At 62.7% G+C, this 26,035-nt stretch carries 24 protein-coding genes and 2 tRNA genes; 4 read left to right on the top strand and 22 right to left on the bottom strand.

Features of this window, described 5'->3' with window-relative positions; translation table 11 throughout:
• The first annotated feature begins 32 nt into the window (after window positions 1-32).
• The 3 genes from OH686_RS16760 to OH686_RS16750 are packed head-to-tail and all read left to right on the top strand — an operon-like array spanning window position 33 to window position 2,134.
• The gene (locus OH686_RS16760) at window positions 33-338 is read left to right on the top strand and encodes a DUF2845 domain-containing protein (protein ID WP_289534061.1); all 306 of its coding nucleotides are present in this window, start codon (window positions 33-35) and stop codon (window positions 336-338) included.
• Window positions 339-373: 35 nt separating this feature from the next.
• Window positions 374-664 (top strand): DUF2845 domain-containing protein, encoded by a 291-nt coding sequence (locus tag OH686_RS16755; protein WP_354005256.1) that lies wholly within the window; start codon window positions 374-376, stop codon window positions 662-664.
• A 15-nt stretch (window positions 665-679) separates the two neighbouring features.
• Window positions 680-2,134, top strand: a complete 1,455-nt coding sequence (locus tag OH686_RS16750) for a rhomboid family intramembrane serine protease (protein ID WP_289534059.1) — start codon at window positions 680-682, stop codon at window positions 2,132-2,134.
• A 64-nt stretch (window positions 2,135-2,198) separates the two neighbouring features.
• On the opposite strand, the gene OH686_RS16745 is transcribed toward OH686_RS16750, so the two are convergent.
• The 17 genes from OH686_RS16745 to ftsH all read right to left on the bottom strand — a co-directional run bounded on the left by OH686_RS16745 (window position 2,199) and on the right by ftsH (window position 18,936).
• A complete protein-coding gene (locus tag OH686_RS16745; protein ID WP_043308795.1) occupies window positions 2,199-2,396 on the bottom strand; it encodes a CsbD family protein in 198 nt (65 codons plus the stop codon).
• Window positions 2,397-2,445: 49 nt separating this feature from the next.
• Window positions 2,446-2,799: a BON domain-containing protein gene (locus OH686_RS16740; RefSeq protein ID WP_137971042.1), complete on the bottom strand. Its 354-nt coding sequence runs from the start codon at window positions 2,797-2,799 to the stop codon at window positions 2,446-2,448.
• A gap of 203 nt (window positions 2,800-3,002) precedes the next feature.
• Complete coding sequence (locus tag OH686_RS16735) at window positions 3,003-4,418, bottom strand: DUF4013 domain-containing protein (protein ID WP_289534058.1); 1,416 nt, start codon at window positions 4,416-4,418, stop codon at window positions 3,003-3,005.
• Between the two features lie 108 nt (window positions 4,419-4,526).
• Entirely contained in the window at window positions 4,527-6,632 is a 2,106-nt protein-coding gene (pnp, locus tag OH686_RS16730; protein WP_289534057.1) for a polyribonucleotide nucleotidyltransferase, read from the bottom strand.
• Between the two features lie 216 nt (window positions 6,633-6,848).
• On the bottom strand, window positions 6,849-7,118 hold the full coding sequence (gene rpsO, locus OH686_RS16725; RefSeq protein ID WP_021700421.1) for a 30S ribosomal protein S15: 270 nt from the start codon (window positions 7,116-7,118) through the stop codon (window positions 6,849-6,851).
• Window positions 7,119-7,292: 174 nt separating this feature from the next.
• Window positions 7,293-8,213 (bottom strand): tRNA pseudouridine(55) synthase TruB, encoded by a 921-nt coding sequence (gene truB, locus OH686_RS16720; protein ID WP_289534056.1) that lies wholly within the window; start codon window positions 8,211-8,213, stop codon window positions 7,293-7,295.
• 2 nt (window positions 8,214-8,215) lie between these two features.
• Window positions 8,216-8,593 carry a 30S ribosome-binding factor RbfA gene (gene rbfA, locus OH686_RS16715; protein ID WP_289534055.1) on the bottom strand — a complete coding sequence of 126 codons (378 nt, stop codon included), beginning with the start codon at window positions 8,591-8,593 and terminating at the stop codon, window positions 8,216-8,218.
• Window positions 8,594-8,693: 100 nt separating this feature from the next.
• On the bottom strand, window positions 8,694-11,192 hold the full coding sequence (infB, locus tag OH686_RS16710) for a translation initiation factor IF-2 (protein WP_289534054.1): 2,499 nt from the start codon (window positions 11,190-11,192) through the stop codon (window positions 8,694-8,696).
• 27 nt (window positions 11,193-11,219) lie between these two features.
• Entirely contained in the window at window positions 11,220-12,701 is a 1,482-nt protein-coding gene (nusA, locus tag OH686_RS16705; RefSeq protein WP_137971036.1) for a transcription termination factor NusA, read from the bottom strand.
• Between the two features lie 47 nt (window positions 12,702-12,748).
• Complete coding sequence (gene rimP, locus OH686_RS16700) at window positions 12,749-13,207, bottom strand: ribosome maturation factor RimP (RefSeq protein ID WP_192399451.1); 459 nt, start codon at window positions 13,205-13,207, stop codon at window positions 12,749-12,751.
• Window positions 13,208-13,339: 132 nt separating this feature from the next.
• A tRNA-Met gene (locus OH686_RS16695) sits at window positions 13,340-13,416 on the bottom strand.
• Window positions 13,417-13,512: 96 nt separating this feature from the next.
• Window positions 13,513-13,598: transfer RNA gene (locus OH686_RS16690), tRNA-Leu, on the bottom strand.
• 10 nt (window positions 13,599-13,608) lie between these two features.
• On the bottom strand, window positions 13,609-13,992 hold the full coding sequence (gene secG, locus OH686_RS16685) for a preprotein translocase subunit SecG (RefSeq protein ID WP_137971034.1): 384 nt from the start codon (window positions 13,990-13,992) through the stop codon (window positions 13,609-13,611).
• Between the two features lie 3 nt (window positions 13,993-13,995).
• The gene (gene tpiA, locus OH686_RS16680; RefSeq protein WP_289534053.1) at window positions 13,996-14,751 is read right to left on the bottom strand and encodes a triose-phosphate isomerase; all 756 of its coding nucleotides are present in this window, start codon (window positions 14,749-14,751) and stop codon (window positions 13,996-13,998) included.
• A gap of 65 nt (window positions 14,752-14,816) precedes the next feature.
• The gene (gene glmM, locus OH686_RS16675) at window positions 14,817-16,154 is read right to left on the bottom strand and encodes a phosphoglucosamine mutase (protein ID WP_289534052.1); all 1,338 of its coding nucleotides are present in this window, start codon (window positions 16,152-16,154) and stop codon (window positions 14,817-14,819) included.
• A 15-nt stretch (window positions 16,155-16,169) separates the two neighbouring features.
• On the bottom strand, window positions 16,170-17,021 hold the full coding sequence (gene folP / locus OH686_RS16670; RefSeq protein WP_289534051.1) for a dihydropteroate synthase: 852 nt from the start codon (window positions 17,019-17,021) through the stop codon (window positions 16,170-16,172).
• A 10-nt stretch (window positions 17,022-17,031) separates the two neighbouring features.
• Entirely contained in the window at window positions 17,032-18,936 is a 1,905-nt protein-coding gene (gene ftsH / locus OH686_RS16665; RefSeq protein ID WP_289534050.1) for an ATP-dependent zinc metalloprotease FtsH, read from the bottom strand.
• A 501-nt stretch (window positions 18,937-19,437) separates the two neighbouring features.
• Between ftsH and yhbY the strand changes: the two genes are divergently transcribed.
• On the top strand, window positions 19,438-19,749 hold the full coding sequence (gene yhbY / locus OH686_RS16660) for a ribosome assembly RNA-binding protein YhbY (protein ID WP_021700432.1): 312 nt from the start codon (window positions 19,438-19,440) through the stop codon (window positions 19,747-19,749).
• Between the two features lie 13 nt (window positions 19,750-19,762).
• On the opposite strand, the gene OH686_RS16655 is transcribed toward yhbY, so the two are convergent.
• From OH686_RS16655 to dapB, 5 genes are all read right to left on the bottom strand, one after another.
• Entirely contained in the window at window positions 19,763-20,164 is a 402-nt protein-coding gene (locus tag OH686_RS16655) for a DUF4149 domain-containing protein (protein ID WP_289539012.1), read from the bottom strand.
• 10 nt (window positions 20,165-20,174) lie between these two features.
• Window positions 20,175-20,651 (bottom strand): transcription elongation factor GreA, encoded by a 477-nt coding sequence (gene greA / locus OH686_RS16650; protein ID WP_289534049.1) that lies wholly within the window; start codon window positions 20,649-20,651, stop codon window positions 20,175-20,177.
• Window positions 20,648-23,869 (bottom strand): carbamoyl-phosphate synthase large subunit, encoded by a 3,222-nt coding sequence (carB, locus tag OH686_RS16645; protein WP_289534048.1) that lies wholly within the window; start codon window positions 23,867-23,869, stop codon window positions 20,648-20,650. Before carB ends, greA begins: the two co-directional genes overlap by 4 nt.
• Window positions 23,870-23,905: 36 nt before the next feature.
• Window positions 23,906-25,042, bottom strand: coding sequence for a glutamine-hydrolyzing carbamoyl-phosphate synthase small subunit (gene carA, locus OH686_RS16640; RefSeq protein ID WP_289534047.1), 1,137 nt, complete (start codon window positions 25,040-25,042; stop codon window positions 23,906-23,908).
• 185 nt (window positions 25,043-25,227) lie between these two features.
• Window positions 25,228-26,031, bottom strand: a complete 804-nt coding sequence (gene dapB, locus OH686_RS16635) for a 4-hydroxy-tetrahydrodipicolinate reductase (protein WP_289534046.1) — start codon at window positions 26,029-26,031, stop codon at window positions 25,228-25,230.
• Between the last annotated feature and the right edge of the window lie 4 nt (window positions 26,032-26,035).

Here is a 26,035-nt window from a genome sequence, read left to right as displayed (position 1 = left end):
GGCTTCCGCCTCTCGACCCACGGTCCCACATCATGCATCTCAGACACCTGTTGCCTGCCCTGTGCCTGCTGCTGGCCGGCACGGCCGAAGCGGCCTCCACGCTGCGCTGCGGTGCCCGTCTGATCAGCCTGGATGACCTGGCCGGCGAGGTGGAAGACAAGTGTGGAACCCCCGTCCAGCGCGACTTCCTCGGCTACAAGGAAGTACTCGATATCTATGGTTACGTCCATGAGGTAGAGGTCGAGGAATGGACCTACGGGCCGAAGAACGGCATGTACTACTTCCTGCGCCTGGAAGGCAATCGCGTCACCAAGATCGAAAGCAAACGCGGCAAATGACAGCCCGTTAACCCCTCGGAACAAGGATGCTCACCATGAAAAAACTGCTCTCCATCACTCTACTCGCCCTGATCACTGCCAACGCCCAGGCCTCGCTGCGCTGCGAGCACGGCATTGCCGACAGGGGCGACCGTACCTCCGAAGTGCTGGCCAAATGCGGGGCGCCGGCGAGCCAGGCCGTTACCGGCTACATCCTCGACAAGAACGGAAACGAGAAATTTCAAAAGGAAGAGTGGGTCTACGGCCCCAGAAACGGCGGAATGCTGTATTTCCTGCAGTTCGAGGGCGAGCGTCTCGTCCGGATCGACAGCAAACGCAGCAACTGATCCAGGCGCCCTCCCATGCTGATCATCCCCGCCGAGCACCCGCTGGACTGGAAGCGCCCGCCAGTCATCACGCTGCTGCTGATCCTGCTCAACACCCTGATCTACTTCGCCTACCAGGGTGGTGACGAAGCTCGCCGCGAGGTGGCGGTGCAGGCCTATCTCGACGGCGGCCTGCTGGGTCGCGAGCGCGCGCTGTTCCTCGAGGACATCGCCCAGCGGGAAAAGCTGGACGACGAGCAGCGTGAATACCTCGACCATATGCGCCGCCAGGAGCTGGCCGGGTGGATACTGCACGATCTGCAGTTCGAGCACACGCTGCACCAGCGCAGCGACTTCCGCGCCGATCAAGCCTGGCAGGCGGCACGCGCCAGGGCCGAAGAGGCGCGCAACCAGCTCAGCACATTCCGCTTCGGCTTCATTCCGGCGCAATCCACCCTCGAGGGGCTGTTCGGGGCCATGTTCCTGCATGGCAGCTTCGACCACCTCCTGGGCAACATGCTGTTCCTGTTCATCTTCGGATTCGCCCTGGAGATCGCCCTGGGGCGCTGGGTCTATCTGGGACTGTACCTGCTCAGCGGCCTCGCCTCGCACCTGCTGTGGTGGGCGCTGGATCCGGTGTGGGTCACCGGCGTGGGAGCTTCGGGAGCCATCTCGGGGCTGATGGGCATGTATATCGGCGTATACGGCCTGCGCCGAATCAACTTCTTCTACTGGCTGGGTCCGCTGATCGGCTATTTCAAGGCACCGGCCCTGTGGATACTGCCGGTCTGGATGGGCAAGGAACTCTACGGCCTGCTGGCGGCGGACGATCACGTCAACTACTACGCCCACCTCGGCGGCCTCGGCGCGGGCTTCCTCGCCGTGTGGCTGGCGCGCCTCAGCGGCCGCCTGCAGATGGACGAAGCCTACCTGCTCAAGGAAGATCCGGACGCGCCCTTCAAGCGCGAACTGGCGGCGCTGGATCAGCTTATCGGCCAGTTCGCCCTGCCCCAGGCCGCTATCCGCGGCCCCGATCTGCTGACCCGCTATCCCGGCCGCCTCGCGCTGCTCGAGCGGCTCTATGCCGTGGCCTGTGGGCGCCAGGACAAGGCGCTGCTGACTCAGGTACTCAAGCAGCTGTTCGCCCTGGCGGACACGGTAGAAGCCAGGCCACTGCTGCTGCGCATGGCCAATGACAGCAGCGAGACGCACCGCCAGCTGCTGGGACATCCCGCCGTACAGTTGCACCTGCTGCAGAAGCTGATCCGCATTGGCGAGGGCCCTCACGGTCTGGCTGCATGGCGGCGACTCAGCCAGATGCCGCAACCCCTGCAGCAGCTGCCGCCGCTGACCTTGCAGTTGGCCAAGCAACTGGGGCAGCGCCGGGATCTGCGGGCGGTCAGCGAAATGGCCCAGTATCTGCGCAAGGCCTTCCCCGAGGCGGAGCAGACCCAGCAACTGAGCTTCTATCAACAGAATCTGGCGCGCTGAGCCCCCATAAAAACTCATAAATAAAAAAGCCCCGAATTCGGGGCTTTTTTATGGCAAACGGCTGCTACAGCTTACTGCTGAAGTCGCGCACTTCCTGTTGCGCCCGCTCCTTGGTCCAGCCGTAACGCTCCTGCAGCTTGCCTTCCAGATACTCGCTATGACCTTCGACGATATCCAGGTCGTCATTGGTCAAATTGCCCCAGCGCTCCTGAATACGGCCGGAGAGCTGTTTCCATTTGCCTTTGATCACATCGGAGTTCATGGCGTTTCCTCCCATGGGGCACTGCCGGCCATGCCGGCAGCGCTGTGGGTTATTCGGTAGATTTCAGGCCATCGGCGGATACGGAAGTCACGCCCTTGATCGCCTTGGCTTTCTCCACCGCCAGATCACGCTCGGCATCGGTCGGCACCACACCGGACAGCGAGACCACGCCTTCGTTGGTTTCCACCTTGATATCCAGGCCGCTGATGCTGTCGTCGGCCAGGAAGCTGGCTTTCACCTTGCTGGTGATCCAGGTATCGGTAACCGCTTCTTCCGCCTCGTTGACGGTTTCACTGGCGGCCAGTTGCAGAGGCTCGTCGGCGAAGGCCGCGTTGCTCAGCGGCATGCCGATGACAGCGGCGGTAAGAGCGGCAAGGGTCCACTTGTTGAAAGGCTGTTTCATAGCGATCTACTCCTGATTGCTTCGGAAGTATTCGCAGCCAACTCCTGGCTGCGCTTGCAGGGAGAGATATCGCAAGCGCTATGCCAGCTTTCCTTCTAAAATAATTCCTTACTTTTCAATCACTTGAAATAACAAGAAGCCAAGCGGGGCATGCAAAATGCCGAAACCGCGAGAATAAGCCGTGCAGATTGCAATACCTGGCGTTATGCCCGTGCCGCCAACTGGGCGATGACGGCCTCCAGACCGGCCACCTCTCCCAACAGGGGGGATTGCGGATAGCGGGCACGAATGAAGCCCAGCAGCTTCTGCGCCGGCTCCAGCTGCCCCAATCCCTCGGCAAAACCGCGAGCGGCCAGCAGATACGCCCGTGGAATATGCGGATAGTCAGGGAAACGCTGATGCAGATTGCGCAGCAGGCTCAGCCCTTCGCGAGTTTTGTGCCGCTGCAGCAGGGCCTCCGCCACGCGCTCGCAGACCTGGGCATCGTCCGGCAGATAGTCGGGCTTCAGCTGGCGGGCATTCAGCAACGCCGTGGCAGCCTGAGCCGGATTCAGGCGTGCCACCAACGGCAGGTAATGCGCCAGATGACGCAGACAGCGCTCGCGCGCGTCGAGACCGAACAGCAGCTGATGGAAGCGCTCGTTGAGCTTGAGGTCGTTGGGCGCCACGTCCAGCGCCTTGGCCAGCACCTCCAGGGCATGGCCACTCTGCCCCTCCTTCAATCGCACCTCGGCATCGGCGAGGGCGCGGCGACGACGGTACTCCTCGGCGGGAAAGCCGCTCGGCGCCTGGTCATCCACCGCCACGTAACCCAGGGCGCCCTGATACTGGAATACGGCGTAGCCCATCATGGCGCACATCACCACACTGAAATAACCGAACAGCAGCGCAGCGACGGGGATCAGCACCACCTCGGGCAAGCCCTTGGACAGCATGTAGATGACCCAGTCCGGCGACTGCCAGAGGATGAACAGAAAGACCCAGAGAATCAGATAGCGCCAGCCCATGGCCTGGATCACCGAACCGACCTGGTCGGGGCTCAGTGCGGCGCCCAGGGTCTTGTCCAGCGCCAGGCGGATCAGGCTGGCCGGGATCAGCAATTGCACGCCCAGGGTAGCCGCCCAGAACAGCGCCTCGCTGTCGAAGTCCGCCGCCAGCCAGACCACGGCGAAGGACAGGAAGAAGATCACCAGCACTCGCCAGAACAGGCTGAAGCCCTCGCCGTCGAAGGCGCTGAGCAGGGAAGGAGCCTCGCGCGTGCCCTGACTGGCGCCCTCGATCACGCTCTGCAGGTACTTGGTGGCCACGCAGAACAATGCCAGCCACAGCAGCTTCCAGGCCGGCATGAACAGGCTGGCCAGGCATAGCGCGGCGGCAAAGGCCAACGGGCCGGGCTGCAGGCCATAGCGGAAGAACGCGGGAATGCGCTGCCAGAACGGCTGGGCAGTGTTGGCCGCCCCCAGGAAGCGCAGCTTGCCGGCGCACAGCGGACACTGCGGCTCCAGCTCCGGCGCATCGGCATTCAGCGGAACGCAGCAGTCGCCATAGTCACGCTGGCAGGGTGAGCAGTGCCAGGTGGCGGGCTGGGCGGGGTGATAGCGGCAGTGAGTGATTTCCATCGCCAGACGTCCTTGTTGGGTACTGCGGAAAGCGCCATTGTCGGGGCAAATCGCGGGCAAAAAAAGAGGGCCCGCATGGGGCCCTCCTTTCTACCGCCTGACTTGGACTTAAACGCCCGAAGCCTTGGCAGCAGCGACGTCCTTGATGGACAGCTTGATGCGGCCGCGGTTGTCGACGTCCAGTACCAGCACTTCGACTTCCTGACCTTCCTTCAGCACGTCGGTGACCTTCTCCACGCGAGCGTCGCTCAGCATGGAGATGTGCACCAGACCGTCCTTGCCCGGCAGAATGTTGACGAAGGCGCCGAAGTCGACGATGCGCTCGACCTTGCCGACGTAGATCTTGCCGATCTCGGCTTCCGCGGTGATACCCAGAACGCGCTGGCGCGCGGCCTCGGCAGCTTCCTTGGTTTCGCCGAAGATCTTGATCGAGCCGTCGTCTTCGATATCGATCGAGGCCTTGGTCTCTTCGCAGATAGCACGGATGGTGGCGCCACCCTTGCCGATGACGTCGCGGATCTTGTCCTGGTCGATCTTCATCGCCAGCATGGTCGGGGCATTGGCCGACAGCTCGCTGCGCGACTGGGCGATGACCTTGTTCATCTGGCCGAGGATGTTCAGGCGCGCTTCCAGGGCCTGGTTCAGGGCGATCTCCATGATCTCTTCGGTGATGCCCTGGATCTTGATGTCCATCTGCAGCGCGGTCACGCCATTGGCGGTACCGGCAACCTTGAAGTCCATGTCGCCCAGGTGGTCTTCGTCACCGAGGATGTCGGTCAGTACGGCGAACTTGTCGCCTTCCTTGACCAGACCCATGGCGATACCGGCCACCGGGGCCTTCATCGGCACGCCGGCGTCCATCAGGGCCAGGGAAGCGCCGCAGACCGATGCCATGGAGGAAGAACCGTTGGACTCGGTGATTTCCGAGACGATACGGATGGTGTACGGGAACTCGTCACCGCTCGGCAGCATGGCGGCTACGCCACGACGGGCCAGACGACCGTGGCCGATTTCGCGGCGACCGGTGGCGCCCATGCGACCACACTCGCCCACCGAGTACGGCGGGAAGTTGTAGTGCAGCATGAAGGGGTCTTTCTTCTCGCCTTCCAGGGTGTCGAGCAGCTGCGCGTCACGGGCGGTGCCGAGGGTGGCGACCACCAGGGCCTGGGTTTCGCCACGGGTGAACAGGGCCGAGCCGTGGGTCTTGTCGAGCACGCCAACTTCGATGTTCAGGCCACGCACGGTGCGAGTGTCGCGACCGTCGATACGCGGCTTGCCGTTGACGATGTTCTCGCGCACGGTGCGGTATTCGATCAGGCCGAAGGCATCTTTGACTTCGCCGGAAGACGGCTGGCCTTCTTCGCCGGAGAACTTGGCAACGACCTGGTCGCGCAGCTCGTCCAGACGGTTGTAGCGATCCTGCTTGATGGTGATGGTGTAGGCCTGGGAGATGGCCTCGCCGAACTCGGCCTTGATGGCGCTGAGCAGAGCGGTGTTCTCGGCCGGAGCGGTCCAGTTCCAGCGCGGCTTGCCGGCTTCGGCAGCCAGCTCGCCAACGGCCTTGATCACGGCCTGGAACTCGTCATGGGCAAACAGTACGGCGCCCAGCATCTGGTCTTCGGTCAGCTCTTTGGCTTCGGATTCCACCATCAGCACGGCGTCTTTGGTACCGGCCACGACCATGTCCAGGCTGGAGGCCTTGAGCTGCTCGTAGGTCGGATTCAGCAGGTAGCCGGTTTCCGGGTGGAAGGCCACGCGCGCGGCGCCGATCGGGCCGTCGAACGGAATGCCGGAGATGGCCAGGGCGGCCGAGGTGCCGATCATCGCGGCGATGTCCGGATCGGTCTTCTTGCTGGTGGAGACCACGGTGCAGATGACCTGCACTTCGTTGAGGAAGCCTTCCGGGAACAGCGGGCGGATCGGACGGTCGATCAGGCGCGAGGTCAGGGTCTCTTTCTCGGAAGGACGCGCTTCACGCTTGAAGAAGCCGCCAGGGATCTTGCCGGCGGCGTAGGTTTTTTCCTGGTAGTGCACGGACAGCGGGAAGAAGCCCTTGCCCGGATCGGCTTGCTTGGCGCCAACCACGGTGCACAGCACGCTGACATCGTTGTCTACGGTGACCAGAACGGCACCGGAGGCCTGACGGGCAATGCGCCCGGTTTCGAGGGTGACGGTCGACTGACCGAACTGGAACTTTTTAATAACCGGAGTCACGGTATTTTCCTTCTCTTTGTTGCCTTGGGGGAAACTGCTGCAACAGGGGCCTGCTGCCCCTGAAACCTGTTCAGAACTCGGCTCGGTGGAACCGGTTTTTGAACGGGTTTCAAATTCCGTTCTGTAGAAAGCCAGAAGCTGGAAGGCCGAAGCCGCTGGCCGGTATCAACCGTCCCGCAACCCCGAGCTTCCAGCTTCTCACTTCAGGTGTACGTCTTAGCGACGCAGACCCAGGCGACCGATGAGGGCGCTGTAACGACTGGTGTCCTTACCCTTCAGGTAGTCCAGCAGCTTGCGGCGCTGGTTAACCATGCGGATCAGGCCACGACGCGAGTGGTGGTCTTTGCCGTTGGCCTTGAAGTGGTCCTGCAGCTTGTTGATGTTGGCGGTCAGCAGGGCAACCTGCACTTCCGGAGAACCGGTATCGCCTTCAGCTTGCTTGTAGTCGTTAACGATCTGGGCTTTTTCTTCAACGCTCAGTGCCATGGTAATGGGCTCCTAGAGAGAACAGGCCGGGAGCGACTCCCGTGTTTTAAATGGAGGAATGACCGCGCCTGTTGACAGCCACCCTCTTGGCCGCGAGTGGACGAGTCCGCCCGCGGTTCCGGTCATTCGACCGAATCAGTTGCCCTGGGCCGGAGCCCGGAGCCTCTACCGCTATCAAGTAGCGGTAGAGATCAATCGCTTCGGCGCGATGCGCCCGTCTTCGCTCACTTCACCGATACCGATGAAGCGACCATTGTGATCCTGCACCCGGACCATGCCGAACTTCGGTGCTTCCGGGGCGCGTACCGGCTGGCCATGCAGCCAGTAATAGGCGCTGTGTTCGCTGAACTGCAGCAGGGGCCAGTGTTCCAGACCGCTGTCCGATGGCAGCAGGAAGCAATCCAGCGCCTCGTTGCCACCTTCCGCGTGCACCCGTTCCAGCTCTTCCAGCGTCACCGTCTGCGCCAGGCTGAACGGCCCGGCCTGGGTGCGCCGCAACTCGGCGACGTGGGCACCACAGCCCAGCTCGCGACCTAGATCCTCCACCAGGGTACGGATATAGGTGCCTTTGCTGCAGGCCACGGACAGGCGCAACTGCGCATTATCCAGGGCCAGTAAATCCAAGCGCGCGATAGTAACAGATCGCGCCTCGCGCTCCACTACTTCGCCGGCACGCGCCAGCTTGTACAGCGGCTGGCCGTCCTTCTTCAGGGCGGAGTACATCGGCGGTATCTGTTTGATTTCGCCGCGGAAACGCGGCAGCTGCGCCTCCACGTCATCCCGACCGACGGTCACCTCGCGGCGCTCGAGCACGTCGCCCTCGGCATCGCCGGTAGTGGTGGTCACGCCGAGCTGGGCAAGGGTCTCGTAGCCCTTGTCGGCATCCAGCAGATACTGGGAGAACTTGGTGGCCTCGCCGAAGCACAGCGGCAGCACGCCGGTGGCCAGTGGATCGAGGCTACCGGTGTGACCGGCCTTCTCGGCATTGAGCAACCAGCGCACCTTCTGCAGGGCCTGGTTGGAGCTCATGCCATGCGGCTTGTCGAGGATCAGGATGCCACTGACATTGCGGCGGATACGTTTTACCTGGGCCACGCTCAGTCATCCTGATGCTTGCTGTCTTCGGACATCGCACGATCGATCAGTGCCGACAGGTGCGTACCACGGGAGATGCTCTTGTCGTAGTGGAAATGCAGCTGCGGCACGCTGCGCAGCTTCATCGCCTTGCCCAGCAGCATGCGCAGGTAGCCGGCGGCATCGTTGAGCACACGCACGTTCTGCTTGATCTTCTCCGCATCGTTCTCGCCCATCACGGTGATGAACACCTTGGCGTGGCCGACGTCGCGACTGACGTCGACGGCGGTGATGGTGACGAAGCCCAGGCGCGGGTCCTTGACCTCGCGCGGAATCATCTGCGCCAGCTCGCGCTGGATCTGATCGCCGATACGCTGGGTACGGCTATACACTTTTGCCATTTCTTCCTACCTCACCCGCGACGCTGTCAGCGGGTTCACAAGCGGCAAACGCCCGGCCGCGCTGATGCGGGGCCGGGCGTCCGGTGTTGCGGGCCGTCCCTTACAGGGTACGAGCCACCTGGACCTTCTCGAACACTTCGATCTTGTCCCCGACCTTGACGTCGTTGTAGCTCTTCACGGCGATACCGCACTCCATGCCGTTACGCACTTCGGCGACGTCGTCCTTGAAGCGGCGCAGGGATTCCAGCTCGCCTTCGAAGATCACCACGTCGTCGCGCAGTACTCGAATCGGACGGTTGCGATAGACGGTGCCCTCGATGACCATGCAGCCGGCGACGGCGCCGAACTTCGGCGAACGGAACACGTCACGCACTTCGGCGGTACCCAGGATGTTCTCGCGGACGTCGCTGCCGAGCATGCCGGTCAGGGCCTTCTTGACGTCTTCGATGATGTCGTAGATCACGTTGTAGTAACGCATGTCCAGGCCTTCGGCCTCGACGATCTTGCGCGCACCGGCATCGGCACGCACGTTGAAGCCGAACAGCACCGCGTTGGAAGCCAGCGCCAGGTTGGCATCGGACTCGGTGATACCACCGACACCGCCACCGACCACGCGAACCTGGACTTCGTCGTTGCCCAGGCCGCTGAGCGAGCCTTGCAGCGCCTCGAGGGAGCCACGGACGTCGGATTTGAGGACGATGTTGAGCGTCTTCTTCTCTTCCTGCCCCATGTTCTCGAAGATGTTTTCCAGCTTGCCGGCATGAGCACGGGCCAGCTTCACTTCGCGGAACTTGCCCTGACGGAACAGAGCGACTTCGCGGGCCTTCTTCTCGTCGGCCACCACGGTCAGGTCGTCACCGGCATCCGGGGTGCCATCCAGGCCGAGAATCTCGACCGGAATAGACGGACCGGCTTCCTTGATTGGCTGACCGTTCTCGTCGAGCATGGCACGCACGCGGCCATAGTTGACGCCGCACAGAACCATGTCGCCCTGGCGCAGGGTACCGTCCTGGACCAGCACGGTGGCCACCGGGCCGCGGCCCTTGTCCAGACGGGACTCGACCACCACACCACGGCCAGGAGCCGACGGGGTGGCTTTCAGTTCGAGAACCTCGGCCTGCAGCAGCACGGCTTCGAGCAGCTCGTCGACGCCGGTACCGGCCTTGGCCGAAACACCCACGAACGGAGCATCGCCGCCCCACTCTTCCGGAATCACATCCAGCGCGGCCAGGCCGTTCTTGATGTTGTCCGGGTTGGCATCCGGCTTGTCCATCTTGTTGATCGCGACCACGATCGGCACGCCAGCCGCTTTCGCGTGCTGCACGGCTTCCTGGGTCTGCGGCATCACGCCGTCATCGGCCGCCACGACCAGAATGACGATGTCGGTGGCCTTGGCACCGCGGGCACGCATCGCGGTGAACGCGGCGTGGCCCGGGGTATCGAGGAAGGTGACCATGCCGCGGTCGGTTTCCACGTGGTAGGCACCGATGTGCTGGGTGATACCACCGGCCTCGCCAGCGGCTACCTTGGCACGACGGATGTAGTCGAGCAGGGAGGTCTTGCCGTGGTCGACGTGGCCCATCACGGTCACTACAGGCGCACGGGAGAAAGCCTCGCCTTCGAACTTCAGCGACTCGGCCAGCTGCTCTTCGAGCGCGTTCTCGCTGACCAGCTTGACCTTGTGGCCCATTTCCTCGGCGACCAGCTGAGCGGTCTCCTGATCCAGGACCTGGTTGATGGTCACCGGGGAGCCCATCTTGAACATGAACTTGACCACTTCGGCGCCCTTGACCGACATCTGGGCAGCCAGGTCACCAACGGTAATGGTCTCGCCGATCGCTACTTCGCGCACAATAGGTCCTGTCGGGCTCTGGAACCCGTGCTGGTTACGCTTCTTCGGCTTCATCCGACCACCGCGACGGCGGTAATCGTCGACTTCTTCGTCGGTGCTGCGCGGAGCGACACGCGGAGCAGGCACTTTTTCCTTCTCCTTGAGGGAAGGACGATGCTGGGCATGCTTGCGATCGCGACGCTCGTCGTCATCGCTGCGTGCCGGCTTGTCCTTCTCGACGCGACGCGGCTCTTCCTTCTTGCGCTCGACGGCAGCAGCAGGTTCGGCAGCGGCGGCGACAGCCACGATCGGAGCGACGTCAACAGGCGCTTCGGCAGCCGAAGCAGCAGTTTCCTGCGGCTTGCTGGCGGCCGCTTCGGCCTGCTTGCGAGCCTCTTCCTCGGCCTTCAGACGCGCAGCCTCTTCGGCGGCGCGCTGCTCTTCCAGTTCACGCTGTTTCTCGGCCTCGATCTCGGCCGGGCTGCGCTTGACATAGGTCTTCTTCTTGCGCACTTCCACGCTGATGGTCTTGCTACCGGCAACCTTCAGGGTGGTGGTGGTCTTGCGCTGCAGGGTGATCTTGCGCGGCTCTTCCAGCTTCTCGCCGTGGCTGCCTTTCAGGTGCGCCAGCAGGGCCTGCTTCTCGTTGTCGGTCACCACTTGCTCGGCACTGGTGTGAGGCAAACCCGCCTCACGCATCTGCTGCAGCAGGCGCTCCACTGGTGTATCGACCACTTGGGCCAGTTCTTTCACCGTGACTTGCGTCATGCATCTCTCTCCTCAGGCCGCAACCGCTTACTCGAACCAATGGGCTCGGGCGGCCATGATCAGCTTGCCGGCACGCTCTTCTTGCATGCCGTCGATGTCGAGCAGGTCGTCGATCGACTGCTCGGCCAGGTCTTCGCGGGTAACTACGCCACGCACCGCCAGTTCCTGGGCCAGCGTCTTGTCCATGCCTTCCAGGGAAAGCAGGTCTTCGGCAGGCTGGGCATCGGCCAGCTTCTCTTCGTTGGCGATGGCCTTGGTCAGCAGACGGTCCTTGGCACGAGCACGCAGCTCGTTGACGATGTCCTCGTCGAAACCGTCGATGCTGAGCATCTCTTCCATCGGCACGTAGGCAATCTCTTCCAGGCTGGTGAAGCCTTCCTCGACCAGTACCTGGGCCAGCTCCTCGTCGACTTCCAGCTCGTCGACGAAGGCCTGCAGGATGTCGCCGGTCTCGGCCTGCTGCTTGGCCTGGATGTCGGCCTCGGTCATCACGTTCAGGGTCCAGCCGGTCAGCTGGCTGGCCAGACGCACGTTCTGGCCACCGCGACCGATGGCCTGGGCCAGGTTGTCTTCACCGACGGCGATATCCATGGCATGGGCATCTTCGTCGACGATGATCGCCGCCACTTCGGCCGGGGCCATCGCGTTGATCACGAACTGGGCGACGTTCTCGTCCCACAGCACGATGTCCACACGCTCGCCACCGATCTCGCCGGAGACGGCCTGGACGCGCGAACCGCGCATGCCGATGCAGGCGCCTTGCGGGTCGATACGCTTGTCCTTGGAACGCACGGCGATCTTGGCGCGCGAACCCGGGTCACGAGAGGCGGCCATCACTTCGATCAGGCCCTCGGCGATTTCCGGCACCTCGATGGTGAACAGCTCGATCAGCATCTGCGGCGCGGTGCGCGACAGGATCAGCTGCGGGCCGCGGTTCTCGGTGCGAATTTCCTTAAGCAGGGCGCGCATGCGCGCCCCGACGCGGAAGGTCTCGCGCGGGATGATGTCTTCGCGGGCCAGCAGCGCTTCGGCGTTGTTGCCGAGGTCGACGATCACGCTGTCGCGGGTGACCTTCTTCACGGTGCCGGAGATGATCTCGCCAACGCGTTCGCGATAGGCGTCGACCACCTGGGCACGCTCGGCCTCGCGCACCTTCTGCACGATGACCTGCTTGGCGGTCTGCGCGGCAATACGGCCGAACTCGATGGACTCGACCGGCTCCTCGACGAAATCGCCGAGCTTGGCGCCGGCCTCGCGCTCCTGCGCCTGCTCGACGGTCAGCTGGGCAGCCGGGTTTTCCAGATCGTCCTCGGCTACCACTTCCCAGCGACGGAAGGTCTCATAGCTGCCGTTATGGCGGTTGATCGCCACGCGCAGCTCGACTTCGTCGTCGAAACGTTTCTTGGTCGCCGTCGCCAGAGCCAGCTCCAGCGCCTCGAAAATCACATCGGCCGGTACGCCTTTCTCGTTGGATACCGACTCAACAACCAGCAGTACTTCTTTACTCATCGTACGCCTCGCCTTTCGCAATCCATTGGATCCGCGGGATCCGCGTCTCAGTCAAAACGGGGGATAATGTTGGCCTTGTCGATCAGATCGATCGGCAACAGGAATTCGTGGTCATCCACCAGCACCACCACGTCCTGCTCCTCCACACCGCGAAGGAGGCCCTGGAAATTGCGCCGCCCATCGAAGGGCGAACGCAGCTTGATCTTCACCTGCTCGCCAACATGCTTGGCGAACTGTTCGATGGTGAACAGCGGTCGATCCATACCCGGCGAAGACACCTCGAGGGTGTATTCGCTGCTGATCGGATCTTCGACGTCCAGCACGGCGCTGACCTGCCGACTGACCGCCTCGCAATCCTCGATCAGGATGCCGTTGGCATGATCGATGTACACGCGCAGCAGGGAATGCCGCCCCTGGGAGATGAACTCGATGCCCCAGCATTGATAGCCGAGAGATTCGATCACCGGGGCCAACATGGCCTGCAACTGTTCCAGCTTGCTCGACACCCGAAGCCCTCCGCGCATGTCGTAGAAATAAAAAATGGGCGAAACGCCCATCCATCGTGCCACCCGACCGTAATGCCGGTGGCGGATTGTCCAGCTAGCAAAAAGCCCCTGAATAAGGGGCTTCTTTACGACTGGTTGCGGGGGCTGGATTTGAACCAACGACCTTCGGGTTATGAGCCCGACGAGCTACCAGACTGCTCCACCCCGCGCCAAAGCTGGGCCAAGAGTATACGGACCTAACCCCTGAGGGTCAACCGAACTCCTGAAAACGACAAGGCCCGCAATCTGCGGGCCCTGCCGAAATATGGTACCGAGGAGGGGACTCGAACCCCTACAGCCTATGGCCACTACCACCTCAAGGTAGCGTGTCTACCAATTCCACCACCTCGGCAAAGAGGGTATTACTTCTGCTCCGGAACCTGGGGCACGTCAGCCTTTTCGACTGCCGGCTTTTGCTCTTCGAGCACCGGAACATCTTCAACCGCCGGCTTCTCTTGCTGAACTTCCAGCACCGCCGGATCTGGCAGACCAGCCTGCGTCAGATTATCAGCTTTCTCTTTAGCAAAGAAGGCTAAACCCAAGCTGGTAATGAAAAAAGCCGCGGCGAGTATAGCAGTAAAGCGACTCAGAAAGGTAGCGGAACCTTGGCTTCCGAACACGGTACCGGAAGCACCTGCACCGAAAGAAGCACCGGCATCGGCACCCTTACCTTGCTGCAGCAGCACCAGACCAACGACGCCAATGGCGCCCAGCAGATGCACGACGATTACGACTGTTTCCAGCATTTATCAGTTTCCTGCGGCGCGACAGATCGCACCAAACTCATCTGCGTTCAAGGAGGCCCCACCAATGAGCCCCCCATCGATATCCGGCATGCCGAACAACTCGGCAGCATTGGCGGCCTTGACACTGCCGCCATACAGAATTCTTACACCGCGCGCCACTTCCGCATTTTCCGCTTCAAACTGCGCACGAATAGCTGCATGGACTTCCTGAGCCTGCTGAGGCGATGCAGTCAATCCGGTACCTATGGCCCAGACTGGCTCGTATGCCACAACAGCCGCGGAGAAGGCACCTACGCCCAACTCTTCGACCACACTTCCCAACTGGGCAGACACCACTTCCAGCGTCCTGCCCGCCTGACGCTGCTCCAGGGTCTCGCCAATGCACAACACCGGAACCAGACCACAGGATTGCGCAGCGGCAAACTTGCGACTTACCTGCTCGTCACGCTCACCAAGAATCAGGCGGCGCTCGGAGTGCCCGACAAGCACCATGCTGCAACCAGCATCAGCCAACTGACTGGGCGCAATCTCACCGGTCAGAGCGCCTTGCATGGGCTCCAAAGCGCAGTTCTGCGCACCGACGGTGATCGCCTTGCCTTCCAGCCCAATCAGCACCTGATTGATGTACAGGCAAGGCGGCATGACTGCCACTTCGACACCGCTAGGCAGTGCCAATTGATGAAGGCCCTTGATCAGCTCTGCGACGCTGGCGCGGGTACCGTGCATTTTCCAGTTACCAGCTACCAGGGGGCGACGCATGCCAGACCTCGTCGTTCAAAGTGGGCGCAGATGTTACCCAAGAGCTTTTCCACTAGCAAGCCGAATCAGGCACAGACCTCGCCGACCACTTTGGCCAGCTCCTCGGCATAGCCACGCACCTGATTTTCGTCGTCGCCCTCGACCATCACACGCACCAGCGGCTCGGTGCCGGACTTGCGCAACAGCACACGGCCGCGCCCCGCCATGCGCTCGGTGACTCGCGCACAGGCATCCTTGACCGCCGCATGCTCTACGGGATCGACATCGCCGGAAAGGCGCACATTGATCAGTATCTGCGGACACTTGCGCACCACCTGGCGCGCCTCGGCCAGGGTATGCCCGCTGCGCTTGAGCGCCATCAGCACCTGCAAGGCAGCAATGATCGCATCGCCCGTGGTGGTATGCTGGCAGCACACCAGGTGTCCGGAGTTCTCTCCCCCCAACTGCCACTCACGCTCCTGCAGCTCGGCCATCACATAGCGATCGCCAACCTTGGCCCGCACGAAGGGAATACCCAGCCCACCGAGCGCCAACTCAAGCCCCAGATTGCTCATCAGGGTGCCAACCACACCACCTTGCAGCTTGCCGCGCTCCTGCAAGTCGCGCGCGATGATGTACAGCAACTCATCGCCATCCACCGCGGTACCGGTGTGGTCGACCATCAACACGCGATCGCCATCGCCATCGAAGGCAATGCCCAAATCCGCTTGCTGCGCCAGCACCTCGGCCTGCAACGACTCTACATGGGTCGAACCACAGTTATCGTTGATGTTCAGGCCGTTGGGCTGGGCCGACAGCACGGATACCTGGGCACCCAGTTCGCGGAACACACTGGGCGCAACCTTGTAGGTGGCGCCATGGGCGCAGTCGATGACCAGCTTGAGACCGGCGAAACTGGTACTGCTCGGCACGCTGCTCTTGCAGAACTCGATGTAGCGACCCGCCGCATCGTTGATACGTGAGACCTTGCCGAGCTGATCCGACTCCACCACCGTCATCGGCTGATCGAGCAACTCCTCGATCATCAGCTCAATCTCGTCCGGCAGCTTGGTACCCTTGCCAGAAAAGAACTTGAAGCCATTGTCATGGTGAGGATTGTGCGAGGCACTGATGACGATACCCGCCTCGGCCTGGAAGGTGCGCGTCAGATAGGCGATGGCCGGGGTCGGCATGGGACCGAGCAGCATCACGTCAGCGCCAGCAGCCACCAGCCCGGCCTCCAGTGCAGACTCGAACATATAGCCCGAGATGCGCGTGTCCTTGCCGATCAGAATGCGGCACTTACCCTGCTTGCGGAACGCCATGCCCGCAGCCCAGCCCAGTTTGAGAATGAACTCGGGAGTGATGGGGAACTGGCCGACAGGGCCGCGGATACCGTCGGTACCGAAATACTTTCTGCTCATACTCACTCCAACTTCTTATTCTGCTGTCTGTACGGCGGCAATCATGCGCACCGCATCGACAGTTTCGGCGACATCATGGGCGCGCAGGATACACGCCCCCTTGGCAACCGCCAGCGCCACCAGCGCCAGGCCACCCGACAAACGCTCGTGGACTTCGCGGCCCAACGCCTGACCGATCATGGTCTTGCGCGACACACCGACAAGAAGTGGCCGGCCGAGCTCATGCAGCGCCTCCAGGCGCTTAAACAGGCTCAGGTTGTGGGCGAGAGTCTTGGCGAAACCGAAGCCGGGATCAAGAACGATGCGCTCGACGGGAATACCCGCCTCGACACAGGCCGTCATGCGCTGAGCGAGAAAATCACGGACCTCGCCCACCACGTCGCGATACTGCGGATTCTGCTGCATATTGCCGGGCTCGCCGAGCATATGCATCAGACATACCGGCAAACCGCTGTCGGCAGCCGCCTCCAGCGCGCCATCACGACGCAAGGCCCGCACGTCGTTGATCAGCCCCGCCCCCAGCCGAGCGCCTTCGCGCATCACCGCGGGGGTCGAGGTATCCAGGGAGATGATCACATCCAGCTCGGCAGCGATGGCCTCGACCACCGGGGCCACGCGCTCCAGCTCCTCGACCGGCGACACCGGACGAGCACCGGGACGGGTTGACTCACCACCAACATCGATCAGCGTCGCGCCGGCCGCCACCATCTGCGCCGCATGACGCACTGCAGCATCACGCGCGGCAAAGCGACCGCCATCGGAAAAGGAGTCGGGAGTGACATTGAGGATGCCCATCACTTGCGGCTGGGCCAGGTCGAGCACCCGGCTACCACAGGGCAGCCGGGGCGGGTACTGCGGAACGATCATGCGCGGGCCTTTAGTGCTCACCCGCCGGACCGCCAATAGGAGTTTCTGGGCGCTCGGCCTGCTCCTTGGGCGCATGAGTACCCGAGCCGCCCTGCCAATCACGCGGCTCGCGCGGCGTGCGGCCGGCCATGATGTCGTCAATCTGGTCAGCATCGATGGTCTCGTACTTCATCAGCGCGTCGGCCATCATGTCCAGCTTGTCGCGATTCTCTTCCAGCAGACGCTTGGCGGTGCCATAGCAGCCATCGATGATGTTGCGCACTTCTTCGTCGATAGCCTTAGCGGTTTCGCCAGAGACGTTGGCCTGCTGACTGCCGGCACTGCGCCCGAGGAACACCTCGCCCTCTTCCTCCGCATACATCAGCGGGCCGAGCTTCTCGGACAGGCCCCACTTGGTCACCATGTTCCGCGCCAGACGCGTGGCACGCATGATGTCGTTGGAGGCGCCAGTGGTAACGCCATCGAAGCCGAGGGTCATCTCTTCGGCGATACGGCCGCCGAACAGCGAGCAGATCTGACTGGTCAGGGCGCGCTTGGACAGGCTGTAGCGGTCCTCTTCCGGCAGGAACATGGTCACACCCAGGGCACGCCCGCGCGGAATGATCGACACCTTGTAGACCGGATCATGCTCGGGCACCAGGCGACCGACGATGGCATGGCCCGCCTCGTGGTAGGCGGTATTGAGCTTCTCCTTCTCGGACATGACCATGGATTTGCGCTCGGCGCCCATCATGATCTTGTCCTTGGCCAGCTCGAACTCCTTCATCTCCACCAGACGCTTGCTGGCACGAGCAGCGAACAGCGACGCCTCGTTGACCAGGTTGGCCAGATCGGCACCGGAGAAGCCCGGCGTGCCGCGCGCAATGACCGCCGGCTCGACGTTGTCACCCACCGGCACCTTGCGCATGTGCACTTTCAGAATCTGCTCGCGACCGCGGATATCCGGCAGACCGACCACCACCTGGCGGTCGAAGCGGCCGGGGCGCAGCAGCGCCGGGTCCAGCACGTCCGGACGGTTGGTGGCGGCGATGACGATGATGCCGTCGTTCATTTCGAAGCCATCCATCTCGACCAGCAGTTGGTTGAGAGTCTGTTCGCGCTCATCATGACCGCCACCCAGGCCGGCGCCACGATGGCGACCAACGGCGTCGATCTCGTCGATGAAAATGATGCAGGGCGCATGTTTCTTGGCCTGCTCGAACATGTCGCGCACGCGACTGGCGCCGACACCGACGAACATCTCGACGAAGTCGGAACCGGAAATGGTGAAGAACGGCACCTTGGCCTCACCGGCGATGGCCTTGGCCAGCAAGGTCTTACCGGTACCGGGCGGACCAACCATCAGCACACCACGAGGAATACGGCCACCGAGGCGCTGGAACTTGCCCGGATCACGCAGGAACTCGACCAGTTCGCCGACCTCTTCCTTCGCCTCGTCGCAACCGGCAACGTCGGCCAGCGTGGTCTTAACCTGATCTTCGGAGAGCAGACGTGCCTTGGACTTGCCGAAGCTCATCGGCCCGCCGCGACCACCGCCGCCGCCCTGCATCTGGCGCATGAAGAACATGAACACGGCGATGATCACCAGGATGGGGAAGCTTGCTACCAGCAGCTGGGTCCAGATGCTCTGGCGCTCCGGCTGCTTGCCGACGATCTCGACGTTGTTGTCAATCAGGTCCTTGATCAGACCGCGGTCCTCGATGGCCGGACGAACGGTCTCGAAGGTAGTGCCGTCGAGGTTCTTGCCGCTGATGATGTAACCATCGACAGTGACTTGCTTGACCTTGCCTTCCTGCACCTGCTGGATGAACTCGGAATAGTTCAGCTTGCCGGCTTCACTGGGGCTGGAGAAGTTGTTCATCACCGTGACCAGGACGGCTGCGATGATCAGCCACAGGATCAGGTTCTTTGCCATGTCGTTCAATTCGCTACCCTCTGAAACGAGCCTCGTCCTGGAAACGCGCTTCGCATGACGGCTGGTGGATTACCAGCCTAACTTACTACACAACCCCTACCCCAGGCAGGAACCGTCTGTAACCCTTTATGAGACTCGGCCATCCGACCCGGCCCCGTCAGGCCAGTTCCAGTCTAGGCGCCACGGAGCCTGCGAACCAGCCAGCGCGCCCGGCGGAACTATCCACCACACTCATACCACCACACTCATATGGGGGCCGGATCGGAAATCACAAGGCCAGCGCGATAGCTCGCGCTCCAGGAGAGAGCGCGGAAGCCATCTCGTCCCGCGCCAACTAGTCTTGAGCATGCCACAGGCCGATCGCCCGAAGAGAAACGGGCGCAGCCGGGTCGGCTCGGGTAAACTACGCGGTTTTTGCGGCCGGTGCGCGGCAACGGAATGGGTGACGGCTGCGGCCTGCCCGCCGGGCAAGGCCGATACAAACAGCAGCAGGATCAGATTATGGCGCTTACCAACGAACAGAAGAAACACTTCAAGTCCATCGGTCACCACCTGAAACCGGTACTGATCGTGGCCGAGAATGGCCTGACCGAAGGCGTACTGGCCGAGCTGGAGCGCGCCCTCAACGATCATGAACTGATCAAGGTGCAGTTCCGCCTGACCGAGCGTGACGACCGCCGCGCGCTGATCGACGAGCTGGCGTCCGTCGGCCGCTGCGAGCTGGTCCAGGTGATCGGCAAGATGGCCCTGATCTACCGCAAGAATCCCAAGCCGAACAAGAATCTCTCGAACATCCACCGCTATCAGGCCTGATAGCGGTCCCGCCTCATTCGCTCCGCTGCCCCGGCAGCGGCTGCAGCACCAGCACCAGGCCGCACAGGGCCAGCACCAGATAGTTGAACTGCAACCAGCGTTCGGCATCCGGCTGCCAGTGGCGCACAGCGAAGAATGCCACCGCCATGACCAACACGATCAGCAGCAACTGGCCACGCAGCTCGCGCCACAGGCTGGACAGCCCCTGGGCCTGCGCCAGCACCATGCCCTGAAGCACCACGCAGAACGCGGCGAAGCCGATCAGCAGCGGGCTCAGTGCCGCATTGACCTCTTCGATCAGCAGCGGCGCCAGGCCCATCTTCTCCAGCGTCGGCAGCATGACGAAGTGCAGCAGCCAGAGGCCGCCGACCCAGAATGTCTGAGCCAGCTGCCAGCTGATCGCACCCGCACGCAGCGGTTGGCGCTTAAATATGGCGGACTTCGACAATCTCGTACTCGACCAGGCCGCTCGGGGTCTTCACCGCCACCACGTCCCCCTCCTCCTTGCCCACCAGGGCACGGGCGATGGGCGAGCTGACCGACAGCTTGCCGACCTTGATGTCGGCCTCGTCCTCACCCACGATCTGGTAGGTCACGGTCTCGTCGGTCTCGCAGTTGGCGATGTCCACGGTGGTACCGAAGATCACCTTGCCGGTGTGGGCGATGGTGGTGACGTCGATCACCACCGCGTGCTGCAGACGGCCTTCGATATCGCGGATACGCGCCTCGACCATGCCCTGCTGTTCGCGGGCGGCGTGGTACTCGGCGTTCTCCTTGAGGTCGCCCAGCTCGCGCGCCTCACCGATGTCCTGGCTGAGCTTGGGACGCACCACCTTGGTCAGGTGAGCTAGCTCTTCTTCCAGAGCGCGAGCGCCCTGGACGGTCATGGGGTACTTGTTCATGCCTTGATTCCTGCATGCAGATCCTGCAGGCGGCGCACGGTCTTCTCGGGACCGAACTTGAGCGCTTCGCAGATCGCCTGACCAGCCGCGATGGTGGTGGTGCAGTAGATCTTGTGCTGCAGGGCGTTACGACGGATGGAGTAGGAGTCAGCGATGGACTGACGACCTTCGGTGGTGTTGATGATCAGGGTGACTTCGTCATTCTTGATCATGTCGACCACGTGCGGACGACCCTCGGTCACCTTGTTCACGCGACGCACCGGCAGACCGGCGGCCTCGATCACCTTGGCGGTACCGGCGGTGGCGACCACCTCGAAGCCCAGACCGACCAGATCGCGCGCGACCTCGACGGCCTGCACCTTGTCGTCTTCGCGCACGCTGATGAAGGCGCAGCCGGAGTTCGGCAGGATTTCGCTGGCGCCCAGCTGCGCCTTGGCGAAGGCCTCGCCGAAGCTGTCGCCCACACCCATCACTTCACCGGTGGACTTCATTTCCGGGCCGAGGATCGGGTCGACGCCCGGGAACTTGGCGAACGGGAATACCGCTTCCTTGACGCTGAAGTACGGCGGAATCACTTCCTCGGCGTAACCGGCTTCGGCCAGCGACTTGCCCGCCATGACGCGGGCCGCGACCTTGGCCAGCGACTCGCCGACGCACTTGGAGACGAACGGCACGGTACGCGAGGCGCGCGGGTTCACTTCGATGACGTAGATGTCTTCGCCTTGGACGGCCATCTGCACGTTCATCAGACCGACCACGCCGAGTTCCAGGGCCATTTTCTTGACCTGGTCGCGGATCTCGTCCTGGATGTGCGCCGGCAGCGAGTACGGCGGTAGCGAGCAGGCGGAGTCACCGGAGTGCACGCCGGCCTGTTCGATGTGCTGCATGATCGCGCCGATCACCACGGTCTCGCCGTCGCACACCGCGTCGATATCGACTTCGATGGCGCAGTTGAGGAAGCGATCCAGCAGCACCGGGCTGTCGTTGGACACTTTCACCGCTTCGCGCATGTAGCGCTTGAGCTCTTCTTCCTGGTAGACGATTTCCATGGCACGACCGCCCAGTACATAGGACGGGCGCACGACCATCGGGTAGCCGATGGACTTGGACAGGGCCAGGGCCTCGTCTTCGCTGCGCGCGGTGGCATTGGCCGGCTGACGCAGGTTCAGGCGCTGCACCATCTGCTGGAAGCGCTCACGGTCTTCGGCGCGGTCGATGGCATCAGGCGAGGTACCGATGATCGGCACACCGGCTTCTTCCAGGGCGCGGCACAGCTTCAGCGGAGTCTGGCCGCCGTACTGCACGATCACGCCTTTCGGCTGTTCGACGCGGACGATTTCCAGCACGTCTTCCAGGGTCACCGGCTCGAAGTACAGGCGGTCGGAAGTATCGTAGTCGGTGGAGACGGTTTCCGGGTTGCAGTTGACCATGATGGTCTCGTAACCGTCTTCACGCATGGCCAGCGCCGCGTGTACACAGCAGTAGTCGAACTCGATGCCCTGGCCGATACGGTTGGGGCCACCGCCGAGGATCATGATCTTGTCGCGGCCGCTCGGGTTGGCCTCGCACTCTTCCTCGTAGGTCGAGTACATGTAGGCGGTGTCGGTGGCGAACTCGGCGGCGCAGGTGTCGACGCGCTTGTATACCGGCAGCACTTTCAGCTTGTGGCGGTGGCTGCGCAGGGTCTTCTCGGTCACACCCAGCAGCTTGGCCAGACGGATGTCGGAGAAGCCTTTGCGCTTGAGCTTGAACATCAGGTCGCGGTCGATGGCCGACAGCGCCAGGGTCTTGATGCGCTCTTCGTCCTTGACCAGGTCTTCGATCTGCACCAGGAACCACTCGTCGATGCGAGTCAGGTCGAACACCTCGGCGACGGTCTTGCCGGCGCGGAAGGCGTCGGCCACGTACCAGACGCGGTCGGCGCTCGGCACAGTCAGTTCGCGACGCAGGGTGCTCTCGGCTTCCGGGTCGTTCAGGTCGAGCTTCTCGTCGAAACCGGCAACGCCGACTTCCAGGCCGCGCAGGGCTTTCTGCATGGACTCCTGGAAGGTGCGGCCGATGGCCATGACTTCACCCACGGACTTCATCTGGGTGGTCAGGCGGGCGTCGGCTTTCGGGAATTTCTCGAAGGCGAAGCGCGGGATCTTGGTGACGACGTAGTCGATGGCCGGCTCGAACGAGGCCGGGGTGCGGCCGCCGGTGATGTCGTTGCTCAGCTCGTCGAGGGTGTAACCCACGGCCAGCTTGGCGGCGATCTTGGCGATCGGGAAGCCGGTGGCCTTGGAGGCCAGCGCCGAGGAACGCGACACGCGCGGGTTCATCTCGATGACCACCATACGGCCAGTGTTCGGGCAGATACCGAACTGCACGTTGGAGCCGCCGGTTTCCACGCCGATCTCGCGCAGCACCGCCAGGGAGGCGTTACGCAGGATCTGGTATTCCTTGTCGGTCAAGGTCTGGGCCGGAGCCACGGTGATCGAGTCGCCGGTGTGCACGCCCATCGGGTCGAAGTTCTCGATGGAGCAGACGATGATGCAGTTGTCCTTCTTGTCGCGGACCACCTCCATCTCGTATTCCTTCCAGCCGATCAGCGATTCGTCGATCAGCAGCTCGCTGGTCGGCGACAGATCCAGGCCGCGGGCGCAGATCTCTTCGAATTCTTCACGGTTGTAGGCGATGCCGCCGCCGGTGCCGCCCATGGTGAAGGACGGACGGATGATGCAGGGGAAGCCGACCTTCTCCAGCACGCCGTAGGCTTCTTCCATGTTGTGGGCGATGCCGGAAACCGGGCAGGCCAGGCCGATGTCTTTCATCGCCTTGTCGAAGCGCGAACGATCTTCGGCCTTGTCGATGGTGTCGGCGTTGGCACCGATCATCTCGACGCCGAATTTCTCCAGGATGCCGTGCTTTTCCAGGTCCAGGGCGCAGTTCAGCGCGGTCTGGCCGCCCATGGTCGGCAGCAGCGCGTCCGGACGCTCCTTCTCGATGATCTTGGCCACGGTGGCCCACTTGATCGGCTCGATGTAGGTGGCGTCGGCCATGGCCGGGTCGGTCATGATGGTGGCCGGGTTGGAGTTCACCAGGATGACGCGGAAGCCTTCTTCCTTCAGGGCCTTGCAGGCCTGGGCGCCGGAATAGTCGAACTCGCAGGCCTGGCCGATGACGATGGGGCCGGCGCCGAGGATCAGGATGCTTTTGATGTCTGTACGTTTTGGCATGGTTCTTACTCGAATCCTTGGGTCAGTCGGCGTGGCTTAGCGGCGCTTGGCCATGGCTTCGATGAAGCGGTCGAACAGCGGGGCGACGTCGTGCGGGCCTGGGCTGGCTTCCGGGTGGCCCTGGAAGCTGAAGGCGTCCTTGTCGGTACGCTCGATGCCCTGCAGAGTGCCGTCGAACAGCGACTTGTGGGTGGCACGCAGGTTGGCCGGCAGGCTCGGCTCGTCCACGGCGAAGCCGTGGTTCTGGCTGGTGATCATCACCACGCCGGAATCCAGATCCTGCACCGGGTGGTTGGCGCCGTGGTGGCCGGTGCCCATCTTCACGGTCTTGGCGCCGGAGGCCAGGGCCAGCAGCTGGTGACCGAGGCAGATGCCGAACAGCGGAATCTGGGTATTGAGAATTTCCTTGATCGCGGCGATGGCGTAGTCGCACGGCTCGGGATCGCCTGGGCCGTTGGAGAGGAACACGCCGTCCGGGTTCAGCGCCAGCACGTCCTTGGCCGGGGTCTGCGCCGGCACCACGGTCAGGCGGCAGCCGCGCTCGACCAGCATGCGCAGGATGTTGACCTTGACCCCGTAGTCGTAGGCGACCACATGGTAAGGAAGCTCGCTGGCGGCGATTTCCGGGTGGCTGTCGTCTTTCAGGTTCCACACACTGGAGCGCCACTCGTAGCGCTCGGTGCAGCTGACCACCTTGGCCAGGTCCATGCCTTTCAGGCCGGGGAAGCTGCGCGCCAGTTCCAGGGCTTTTTCCTCGGTGGCGTCTTCGCCAGCCAGGATGCAGCCGTTCTGCGAACCCTTCTCGCGCAGGATGCGGGTCAGGCGACGGGTGTCGATGCCGGCGATGGCGACGGTACCGTTCTCTTTCAGGTACTCGTCCAGCGGCTGCTTGTCGCGCCAGTTGCTGGAAGTCAGCGGCAGGTCGCGAATGATCAGGCCGGCGGCCCACACGCGGTTGGACTCGGCGTCCTCGGGAGTAGTCCCCGTGTTACCGATATGCGGGTAGGTCAGGGTGACGATCTGCTGGGCATAGGAAGGATCGGTGAGGATTTCCTGATAGCCGGTCATGGCGGTGTTGAACACCACTTCACCGATGGTATGGCCGTCGGCCCCGATTGCTTCACCGCGGAAAATGCTGCCGTCGGCAAGGGCGAGAATGGCTGGCTTAGTCAAGAAGACCTCCCTTAGATCTGAAACTTGCACAAACGCAGGTTGTAAAAAAGCGGGATGACGTATTGACCGTCACCCCGCTTCTTTATCTGATTCATTCTGCGTTACTTTTAGTGGACACACTAAAGCGGGAAGCTTACAGGAAAAGCCCTTTTCGGTCCACAGCTTGCATGGACCGTTCAGGCATTTCAGTTTAGCCCCAACACGTCCTGCATGTCATAAAGTCCAGCCGGCTGCCCCTGCAACCATTGCGCCGCGCGCACCGCGCCCTTGGCGAAGGTCATGCGACTGGAGGCCTTGTGGGTGATCTCCACGCGCTCGCCATCGGCGGCGAACAGCACGGTGTGATCACCGACCACATCACCAGCACGCACGGTGGCGAAACCGATGGTCTCGCGCTCGCGGGCGCCGGTCTGGCCCTCGCGACCGTAGACCGCAACCTTCTGCAGATCACGCCCCAGGGCATTGGCCACCACCTCACCCATGCGCAGCGCGGTGCCGGAAGGCGCGTCGACTTTGTGCCGGTGATGCGCCTCGATGATCTCGATATCGACATCGTCGCCCAGCACGCGGGCGGCGGTATCCAGCAGCTTCAGGCACAGGTTGACGCCCACGCTGTAGTTGGCGGCGAAGACGATCGGGATCTGCTTGGCCGCCTCGCTCAGCAGCTGCTTCTCCTCCGGCGAGAAGCCGGTGGTACCGATGACCATGGCCTTGCCTGCCTGGCGGCAGACTTCCAGGTTCTTCAGGGTCACCGACGGATGGGTGAAGTCGATCAGCACATCGAACTGATCCAGCACGGCATTCAGGTCGCCGGACAGGGTCACGCCGATCTTGCCCTGCGCCGCCAGTTCGCCTGCGTCGGCACCGATCAGGCTGCTGTCCGGGCGATCTACCGCCGCGGTCAGCTGCGCGCCTTCCGCCTGGCCGACCGCCTCGATGAGAATCTTGCCCATGCGCCCGGCGGCGCCCATCACTGCGATACGTTGCATAGCC

The sequence above is a fragment of the Pseudomonas sp. SO81 genome (assembly GCF_030374125.1).
Taxonomy (GTDB): Bacteria; Pseudomonadota; Gammaproteobacteria; order Pseudomonadales; family Pseudomonadaceae; genus Aquipseudomonas.
Note: the sequence above shows the minus strand (reverse complement) of the source record. Positions and strands in the feature narration are given on the sequence as shown.